General features: G+C 70.1%; 5 protein-coding genes. 1 reads left to right on the forward strand and 4 read right to left on the reverse strand.

Going from position 1 to position 9,560, the window contains the following annotated elements:
- Positions 1-10: 10 nt before the first annotated feature.
- The 3 genes from ACFZAX_RS05180 to ACFZAX_RS05190 form a co-directional block, all read right to left on the reverse strand.
- Complete coding sequence (locus ACFZAX_RS05180; protein WP_390959206.1) at positions 11-1,702, reverse strand: protein kinase family protein; 1,692 nt, start codon at positions 1,700-1,702, stop codon at positions 11-13.
- A gap of 131 nt (positions 1,703-1,833) precedes the next feature.
- Positions 1,834-4,005, reverse strand: coding sequence for a murein biosynthesis integral membrane protein MurJ (murJ, locus tag ACFZAX_RS05185; protein ID WP_390959208.1), 2,172 nt, complete (start codon positions 4,003-4,005; stop codon positions 1,834-1,836).
- Between the two features lie 49 nt (positions 4,006-4,054).
- Entirely contained in the window at positions 4,055-6,352 is a 2,298-nt protein-coding gene (locus ACFZAX_RS05190; RefSeq protein WP_390959210.1) for a DUF6049 family protein, read from the reverse strand.
- 185 nt (positions 6,353-6,537) lie between these two features.
- On the opposite strand from ACFZAX_RS05190, the gene ACFZAX_RS05195 reads away from it, so the two are divergent.
- Positions 6,538-7,980 (forward strand): CCA tRNA nucleotidyltransferase, encoded by a 1,443-nt coding sequence (locus ACFZAX_RS05195; RefSeq protein WP_390959211.1) that lies wholly within the window; start codon positions 6,538-6,540, stop codon positions 7,978-7,980.
- Between the two features lie 98 nt (positions 7,981-8,078).
- Here ACFZAX_RS05195 and ACFZAX_RS05200 read toward each other — a convergent pair whose 3' ends face one another.
- Entirely contained in the window at positions 8,079-9,347 is a 1,269-nt protein-coding gene (locus ACFZAX_RS05200; RefSeq protein ID WP_390959213.1) for an MFS transporter, read from the reverse strand.
- Positions 9,348-9,560 lie beyond the last annotated feature (213 nt).

Raw genomic sequence — 9,560 nt, forward strand, 5'->3', positions numbered from 1 at the left:
CTTGGGTCCGTCAGCTGGTGACCTTGATCTCGGAGACCTTGCCCCGGTAGTCCTTCCCACTGCCGGGCAGCTCGGTGAGCCAGACGAGAAGATACCGCGCCTGGACGGGGCTCCCGGGCTTGAGCGTCACGTCCGTTCCCGAGCCGTCGGCCACCTTGGTGAAGCCGTCGGGCATGGAGGGCGGGGACGCGTCCTTCGCGGTGCGCAGCTCGACCGAGGTGGCGCCGTCGAGGAAGGAGACGTCCACAGAACCGACCTGCTGCACCTTGCCGAGGTCGAGAACCATGCCGACGCCTGTTTTGAGGGCGCCGAACTGTGCGGTGTAGTAGCTCTGGGTGGACCAGTAGGTGCTCGGGTCACCGTCGTAGGCATTCTTTATCGCCTCGGGCTTCTCACCACCGTCGGTACCCAGGGGGTCGAAGTCCTTGGCTTCCACGATGGTGATCGGCTTGCCGGAGACGAGCGCGTTCTTGTCGGTGCTGCCGCTGTCCGTCGTCCGGGTGGTGTCGGTCTCCTCGGTTTTCTTGTTGTCCAGGAGCGTCTCGGCGAGCTGCCAGCTGCCGAGCCCCAGCGCGGCGATGAGCAGGGCGGAGACGGCCCACTTCAGAGCCCTGCCGGTGCGGCTCTGGAGCGGCGCCGGAGGCGCGGCCATGATCGGTACCGTCTGCGGGGGGCGGGCTGACGGACGCCCGTACGTTCCCTGCTGGTAGGTGGTCCGCTGGTACTCGGGCGGAGCGGTGAAGGTCGGCTCGGGAGGCAGGATCCGCGGCATCGCGGCGACCGCCTTGGCCAGCTCGTCCGGAGTGGTGCAGGGCGGCTCCTGCCGCGAGGCGGTGGCGCCGTCGTTGGCGAGCGCACGCATGGCGAGCTCGGAGAGGCCGCGGTGGACTCCCGCCCTGACCTGGTCGGGGGCGATGAGCCCCATTCCCTTGGGCAGGCCCACGAGCCCGTAGGCGTCGCTTTCGTAGGGCCACCGCTGCGTGAGCGCCGCGTACAGCAGGGCGCCGATCGCCTCGGTGTCCGTGCGCAGCGGACGCTCGGCCGTGATGCCCCGCAGGGCGGCGTCCACGGCGAGGCCGCGGATGCGGTACTGCCCCGTGGAGCTGCGCAGGACGGCGCCGGGGGTCAGGCGCAGGTGGGCCAGCCCTTCGCGGTGCGCTGCCGCCATGGCCTGGGAGAGCTGTCCGACGAGTTGAAACGCGTCGTGCGCCTCCATCGGCCCTGCGGCGAGCAGCGCGGTGAGTTCGACGGCGTCCGGGAGCCATTCGTGGACGACGTAGACGAAGTCGCCCTCCTCCACGGCGTCCAGCACCTGGACGAAGCGTGGGTCGCCGAGCAGGGCGGACGAGCGTGCCGCCGCCAGCACCGGCCGGGCGCGGGGATGGTTCGCCGTGAGCAGGTGGACGCCCACCGCGCGCCGCAGTTTCTCGTCGACCGCGCGCCAGCTGCTGAAACCATCCAGCCGGGTGACGCACTCTTCGAGCCGGTAGCGCTTGGCCAGCTTGTGGCCGCTGTGCAGATCGGGCGCCGGCGGCTCCGCAGGGGAGTCGGCGTCCTTGTCGTCCACGCCGTCGGGGCTCGCGCCCTCCGCGCTCTTGGCTTCAGCCGTCCCGTCGGTCGTGGCCTCGTCCGCCTTGGCGGCCAGCGGCTCGTCGCCGCTGTTGTCGGCCACGTCGACGGCAGCCGTGCTACGTTCCGCCACCGTCGTTCCTGCCTCCCCATCCGTTGCGCGATGTCAGCCAGCTCTGCTTGCAGTCACGCCAATTGTGCCCACACTCCGGCGCTATGCACGACACGCGGAGAGCGGCGATGGTTGTGTGCTGCGGCGCTCGTTCAGCGGCCGAGCCGTCCCCGGACCATACCCATCAGGCCGTTCACCTCTTCGATCCGCATCTTCTTGGCCGCTCCGAAGAAGATGCCGAGCAGGAGAAGGCCGCCACAGATCAGTGCGGCGACCGAACCGAGCACGCCTTCGCCGAGAAGTTCGAGCAGGGCGACTCCCACGACACCGCCGACCAGTGCGGCGGGGATCGCCGCCATGCAGAGGCGGGCGTACGTGCGGACGACGCGGGCACCGTCCAGATCGCCGCCGAGCCGCTTGCGCAGCCGGCGCCAGGCGATGCCGACCCCGACCGCGTAGGCGAGGCCGTAGGACGCCGCCATGCCGACAACCGCCCAGCGGGCCGGGAGGACGACGTAGCAGAGGGCCGAGGCGGCGGCGTTGACGGCGGCCACGATGACCGTGTTGTAGAACGGGGTGCGGGTGTCCTCGTAGGCGTAGAAGCCGCGCAGCACGACGTACTGCACCGAGTACGGGATGAGGCCGAGGGCGAAGGCCATCAGGATGAAGCCCATCGACCGGGAGGCATCGGACCCGCTGGACCCGTAGAGCAGGGTGCACATCGGCAGGCCGAGCGCGAAAAATGCGAAGGCGACCGGCACGATCGCGACGGCGGAGTTCCGCAGCCCCTGCGAGATGTCGTCGCGAACCGCGCCGGGGTCGTTGTCGTGCGCGGCCCGGGCGATGCGGGGCAGCAGCGCGGCCATCACGGAGACGGTGATGATGGCCTGCGGCATGCCCCAGATCAGCTGGGCGTTGGAGTACGCCAGGAAGCCGGTGCCGTCCTGGCCGGAGTGCTTGCCCGCCGAGGTGGCGAGCTGGGTGACGACCAGGACGCCCGCCTGGTTGGCGAGGACGAAGAGCACGGTCCACTTGGCCAGCTTGATCGTCTTGCCGAGGCCGTGGCCCTTCCAGTCGAAGCGGGGCCGGAAGCGGAATCCCGCCTCGCGCAGGTACGGGATCATCGCCAGGGCCTGCACGGTGAGCCCGAGCAGGGTGCCGATGCCCAGCAGTCGCACGCCGTCCGGCGGGATGGTCTCGACGCCCATCCGGGATTCGGCCGAGGTGCCGTAGACCCAGATGAAGAGACCGAACGTGGCGATCATGACGATGTTGTTGAGGACCGGGGTCCACATCATCGCGCCGAACTTGCCGCGTGCGTTGAGGATCTGGCCCATCACGACGTGCACGCCCATGAAGAAGATCGTCGGCAGGCAGTAGCGCGCGAAGGTGACGGCCACACTGTTGGCGTCGGGGTCTCGGGCGATCGGGAGCGACATCAGCTTGATGAGCAGTGGCGCGGCGAACACCGCCGCGGCCACGATCACGCCGAGCGCGACCATCACCAGGGTGAGCAGGCGGTTGGCGTACGCTTCGCCGCCGTCCTCGTCGTCCTTCATCGAACGGACGAGCTGGGGGACGAACACGGAGTTCAGGCCGCCGCCGACGGTGAGGATGTAGATCATCGTCGGCAAGGTGTAGGCGATGGTGAAGCTGTCGCCGAGCAGGGCGGCACCGAGAGCCGCCGTGATGACCAGACTCCGGACGAAGCCGGTGAGCCGGGAGACGAGCGTTCCGGCGGCCATCAGGGCACTGGACTTGAGCAGTCCCGAAGCCCGCCCGCCGGACTTCTGAGGCGCGGGCGCCTTGGCGGGCTCGGGTTCGGGCGGGCCGGCGTGCCGGCCGCCCGCGGAGCCCTCCTGGTCCCGGAAGAGGTGGGCGAAGGCGTCCGGCTCCACCTCGTCCTCCGAAGCGCGGGTGACGAGGTCGTCGACGCCCACGAACTGGGTCGTCAGGGCGTCGTCGCCGTAGGGAAGGTGCCGGGAGGGCCCTGCGGGCTCCGGTGCGGGCGTCTGGGCCCAGAGCCGGGGGTCCGGGGGGTACTGGGACGCGGGAGGCTGCTGGTAGAGCGGCTGCGGCTCCTGGTACGTGCCCGGGGGCGGCGGCGGGTGGGAAGCCCGGTCGTACAGGGCTTCGCCGACCGGGTCCTGGGAGGCGAGGTCGCGCGCCCGGTAGGGGTCGTGGTCGTAGGCGTGCTGGAGGTACGGGTCGGCCGGAGCCGTCCCGTCCGGAGCCGTCCCGTCCGGTCCCGTCTCCGGGGGCACACGGTCGGCGCCCGTCCCGCCCGCGCCATGCACGCGGTCACCGTCGTACGGCGCGTTCATCGAAACCCCACCTCATCGTCCCCGGCCGACCGGCCTCGACAGACATCGCTCAACGGTCCACTTTCTCACCCGTCCCGGACGGGTCCCCGCTTTCCGGCCCGGTGTCCGGTGTCGGGTCACTCGGCTGCTCGGGTTCGCCGCCGCCGCCTTCCGACGTGTCGCTTGCGACGGCGCGCTTCCGGTGGTTGTACATCCTCACACCCGCGAGGACCAGCAGCAGCAGGCCTCCGGCGATCACCAGCAGAACGGTCGGTGTCAGTTCGGAGACCTTCACCGTGAAGGTCATCTCGTCGCCGTACGGCGTCCCGTCCTGGGTGAAGAGGCGGGCCCTGACCTGCACCTGGCCGTTGACGTTGGCGTCCGCGTCGAACTTCACCGACTGGCTGTGGCCACCCGCGATCGCCACCGGCAGCTCCGCGACCGCGCCGCCGTCGTTGAGCTTGAGACGGGTGGCGTTGTCGGAGGTGAGCCTGAGCACCAGGTGGTCGACCCCCTGCACCAACTGGTTCTGCACGGTGACGGGGATCGTAGCGCTGCGGCCGGAAAGTGTGACGTCCGACTTCGCGATCAGGTTCACCTGGCCGACGAGTCCCTGGAGGTAGGTGCGTACGGCATCACGGTACTGCTGGGCCTCCAGCGGCTTTCCCCGCCAGGAGGTCGACATCGAGCGGTTGATCGCGTTGCCGAACGGGGTCACCACCCGCTCCGGCTGGGTCAGGATGACCTGGAAGCTGTTCAGCGAGTCCTGGATGGCCCTGATGTCCTGGAACGCCTGGGTGGGCAGTTCCTGGCGGCGCAGCTTCTTCGGGTACGCGGACGAGCTGGGCACCCGGGTGGTCGCACCGGCGTCCGGCTTGACCTCGGAGGCGCCCACCAGGTCCAGGGGCTCCGTCCAGCGGCCGTCGTCGAGCGTCCGGAGGGCCCGGGCCATCGTCTGCGCCTGGGCGGCGGTGGGGGTCCGCTGGGGAGCCACCACGATGCTGCGTTCCTTCTCCTCGTCCTGCTTGGTGAAAGCCAGGGTCTGGGAGAGGAAGTTCTGGACCGCGAGCGTGGAGCGCTCGCCCCCCGTCATGTCACCGCCGAAGACCGTGGAGAGGCGGTAGTCGGCCACGACCGCGTTCGTACCACCGCCGATGGGCCGGGCAGCCGTGGGGGTGTACAGCAGGTTGCCGGTCTCCTTCAGGCTGTCGCTGCGGGCGATCACGTTGTGGGCCCCGGCCGAGGTGGCCACATCGACGATCGACGGATCGACGGCACCGTCCACGGGCCAGGCGAACTCGGTGGTCGGCGTGGTGTGCAGGACCGTCTCGACCGTGGTCGTCGCCGCTTCGGTGGCGGTCTGCAGATGGCTGAGGGTTCCCGAGACGTTCTTGCCCCGGTGGGCGATGGACGCGAGGTCGGGGTCGGCGAACGGAAGGGCGACGACCTTGCCCCCGTTCACCGCCTTCTGCAGCGCCTCGAGCCACTTCTTGGCGACCGCCTGGTTGGTGCCCGGGACCGTGGTGTCCCCGGACTCGACCCGGTAGGTCCCTGCCATCGCGTCGACGCTCGCCAGTAGATCCGGATCGATCACCCAGGTCACCGGGAGGCCGCTGCCGAGGGAGACGAGCTGTTCGAGCCGGCCGCCCGGCTGCAGCTCGGCGGCGAGCTCGTCGTCCCGGAAGACGGGGGTCTGCTGTTCGTCCGAAGCGGTCTCGGCCGTGATGTGCGCGGAGGCGATCAGCGGCCAGAGGAAGGTGAGCTTGGACTTGGAATCGCTCTCCTCGGGCTGCCAGGGCAGGAAGGTGCGCTGGATGCCGAGGACCCGCTCGTAGGAGCTGGCGGACGTCTGCCCGGTCAGGGAGACGGCCAGCTGGTAGACCCCGGCGGAGTCCAGGGGCAGCTTGTCGACCGGGACGGAGAGCGAGAAGTCCTGGCTGACCCCCTTGCGGAGCGAGGACACCTGCACGGTGTACGGGTCTCCGAGCGGTTCCGCGTCGACGCCCGGCAGATATCCGGTGCGCTTGGCGTTCGCGTCGATCGAGGAACGCCCCGAGAGCCTCGGACCGACCCGGAGGTCCAGCTCGGCGTCCTTGATCGTCTCCTTGCCCTTGTTGGTCAGGGTGCCGGAAACGACCAGCGAGTCCCCTTCCACCGGTGCGCTGGGAGCGAGCGAGTTCAGCGCGACGTCGACCGTGCTGGAGACGGCGGCGGCCTTCTCCGCCGTGCCGGCGAGGGGAGCCGAAGCCGCCGGACCGGCGAGCAGACCGGTCAGGAGGGGCACCCCCAGCAACACGGACGCTGTACGCCTCATCCACCGGCGAGCAGGAGAGGGATGTGTCCCCTGAGAGTCTGCCGCCTCGGCCACGCGTGTACCCGTCCCTCGTCGTCGTCAGCTGGGGTGTCGATCGCTGTCGGTTCTGCGTCCCCGCATGGTAACGAGGTGCGCTGTGGCGGAGTGCTCCGGACCGCCCCTCATGATCGGCGAGAGTCTCGCAGGGCTCCTGGAAACGATGACGCCCGGGCCGGTCGGGGCACGTACCCTTTTCTGTTGTGCCGAACGCCAACGAAGACAAGACCAGCGCCCTGAGCCAGGCGGAGCCCCGTGCGGTCAGCGAACTGCTGCGGGTGTCCCCCGTCGCCGACGACCTCGCCCGCCGTTTCGAGGAAGCGGGGTTCTCCCTCGCCCTGGTCGGCGGCTCGGTCCGGGACGCGCTGCTCGGACGGCTCGGGAACGACCTCGACTTCACCACCGACGCACGGCCGGAGGACGTTCTCAGGATCGTCCGCCCCTGGGCCGACGCGGTCTGGGAGATCGGCATCGCGTTCGGCACGGTGGGCTCGCAGAAGGACGGCTACCAGGTCGAGGTCACGACCTACCGTTCGGAGGCGTACGACCGCACCTCCCGGAAGCCCGAGGTCTCGTACGGGGACTCCATCGAGGAGGACCTGGTCCGCCGCGACTTCACGGTCAACGCGATGGCCGTCGCCCTGCCGCGGAAGGAGTTCATCGACCCGCACGACGGGATGAAGGACCTCGCCGACCGCGTCCTGCGCACCCCCGGAACACCGGAGGCGTCCTTCTCCGACGACCCGCTCCGCATGCTGCGGGCCGCACGCTTCGCCGCGCAGCTCGACTTCGAGGTGGCCCCCGAGGTCGTCGCGGCCATGAAGGAGATGGCGCCCCGCATCGAGATCGTCTCGGCCGAGCGCGTCCGGGAGGAGCTCAACAAGCTGCTCCTCTCCGAGCACCCCCGCAAGGGGCTGGGCCTGCTGGTCGACACGGGGCTGGCCCGGTACGTGCTGCCGGAACTGCCGGCGCTCCGGCTGGAGAGTGACGAGCATCACCGCCACAAGGACGTCTACGAGCACTCCCTGACCGTGCTGGAGCAGGCGATCGACCTGGAGAAGAACGGCCCGGACCTCGTCCTGAGGCTCGCTGCGCTCCTCCACGACATCGGCAAGCCCCGGACCCGGCGCTTCGAAAAGGACGGCCGCGTCTCCTTCCACCACCACGAGGTGGTCGGGGCCAAGATGGTCAAGAAGCGTCTGACGGAGCTGAAGTACTCCAACGACATGGTCAAGGACGTCTCCCGGCTGGTCGAGCTCCACCTGCGCTTCCACGGCTATGGCGACGGCGAGTGGACCGATTCGGCCGTGCGCCGGTACGTGCGTGACGCGGGTCCCCTGCTGGAGCGGCTCCACAAACTCACCCGTTCGGACTGCACGACCAGGAACAAGCGCAAGGCGAACGCTCTCTCCCGGACGTACGACGCGCTGGAGGAGCGCATCGCGCTGCTCCAGGAGCAGGAGGAGCTGGACTCCATCCGCCCCGACCTGGACGGAAACGCGATCATGCGGATTCTCGACATCGGCCCGGGGCCCGTCATCGGCCAGGCGTACGCGTTCCTGCTGGAGCTGCGGCTGGAGAACGGGCCGATGGGCGAGGAGGCCGCCGCTGCCGCTCTCACCGAGTGGTGGCAGGCGCGGAACTGAGTCTCCGGTTCTTCCCGTGCGGTCGGTGTTTCACGTGAAACACCGACCGCACGGTGGCGGCCGGTGTGTTTCACGTGAAACACCGACCGCACGGCAGGTCAGGAGGCGGTGGCCGTGCGCCGCCACCGGAACATCGCCACGGCGACGACCGCGTAGAGCCCGGCCACGCCGGCCACCACCGAGACGGACCGGCCGTCGGCCGGCAGAACGAGCGCGGCGGTGGCGGCCGCGCTCACGAACGCCACGTTGAACAACACGTCGTAGAGGGAGAAGACCCGTCCCCGGTAGGCGTCGGCCACCGATGTCTGGACCACCGTGTCCGTCGCGATCTTGGATCCCTGCGTCGTCACGCCGAGCACGAACGCCGCGACCATCATCGGCGCCGGAGCGAACGACAGGCCCAGGGCGGGTTCGAGGACGGCCGCGCTCCCCGCGCAGACGACGATCCATCCGTACCGGCCGAACCGGTTCACGGCCCCGGGTGTCACGACCGCGGCGACGAAGAAGCCCGCCCCGGAGATCCCCAGTGCCAGTCCGAGCAGCGCCAGCCCCTCGGACTCGTCGTCCGACCAGGCGTAGCGGCAGAGCATGAGCACCATGACGGTCAGGGCGCCGTAGCAGAAGCGGAGCACCGTCATGGCGATCAGCGCCCGGCCCGCGTCCCGGCGCTCCACCAGGTGCCGCATCCCGGCGACGAGCCCTCGCGCGGTGATCCCCAGCGCCGCCCGCAGGTGTACCGCGCTCTCCTGGGCGTCCGGGCCCAGCAGGGTGCGGGGCAGAGCCAAGGAGACCAGGGCCGAGAACAGGTAGAGCAGGGCACCCAGCAGGACCACCGCGGCGTCCGAGTCGTCGGCCAGTAGACGTACGGCGAAGGCAAGTCCGCCGCCGGCGGTGGCCGCCAGCGTGCCGGCGGTCGGCGAGAGAGAGTTGGCGATCACCAGCCGGTCGTCGTCGACGACGCGCGGCAGGGCGGCGGAGAGCCCGGCGAGGACGAAGCGGTTGACCGCCGTGACGCAGAGTGCCGACGCGTAGAAGAGCCACTCGGGCACCGAGCCGAGGATGAGCAGCGCGGTGCAGCAGGCGAGGACGGCTCTGAGCAGGTTCCCGTGGAGGAAGACCTGGCGGCGCGGCCAGCGGTCGAGCAGCACACCGGCGAACGGGCCGACCAGGGAGTAGGGGAGAAGCAGGACCGCCATGGCGGAGGCGATGGCGCCGGCCGAGGCCTGCCTCTCGGGTGAGAAGACGACGTGCGCGGCCAGCGCGACCTGGTAGACGCCGTCCGCCGCCTGGGAGAGGAGCCGTACGGCGAGGAGGCGACGGAAGTTCCGAAGGCGCAGAAGTATCCGCAGATCACGCGCGACAGCCATGTGAGCAAGGGTCACATACGCCGAAGGTCCCCGAGCGCGCGGGCTCGGGGACCTTCGGTGTCAGACCTGCGTGGGGCGTTGCCGTTCCCGCGCGGGGGCGGTGCTGTCAGCCGTGGGGCTGGGTCAGCGCTCGACCTCGCCGGCGATGAACTTCTCGACGTTCTCGCGGGCCTCGTCGTCGAAGTACTGGACCGGCGGGGACTTCATGAAGTA

Source organism: Streptomyces sp. NPDC008125 (assembly GCF_042957125.1).
Lineage (GTDB): Bacteria > Actinomycetota > Actinomycetes > Streptomycetales > Streptomycetaceae > Streptomyces.

Bases quoted from the DNA above. Each gene is read 5' to 3' on its own strand.
- murJ (WP_390959208.1), bottom strand. From the start codon at position 4,005: ATGAACGCGCCGTACGACGGTGACCGCGTGCATGGCGCGGGCGGGACG.
- ACFZAX_RS05200 (WP_390959213.1), bottom strand. From the start codon at position 9,347: ATGGCTGTCGCGCGTGATCTGCGGATACTTCTGCGCCTTCGGAACTTC.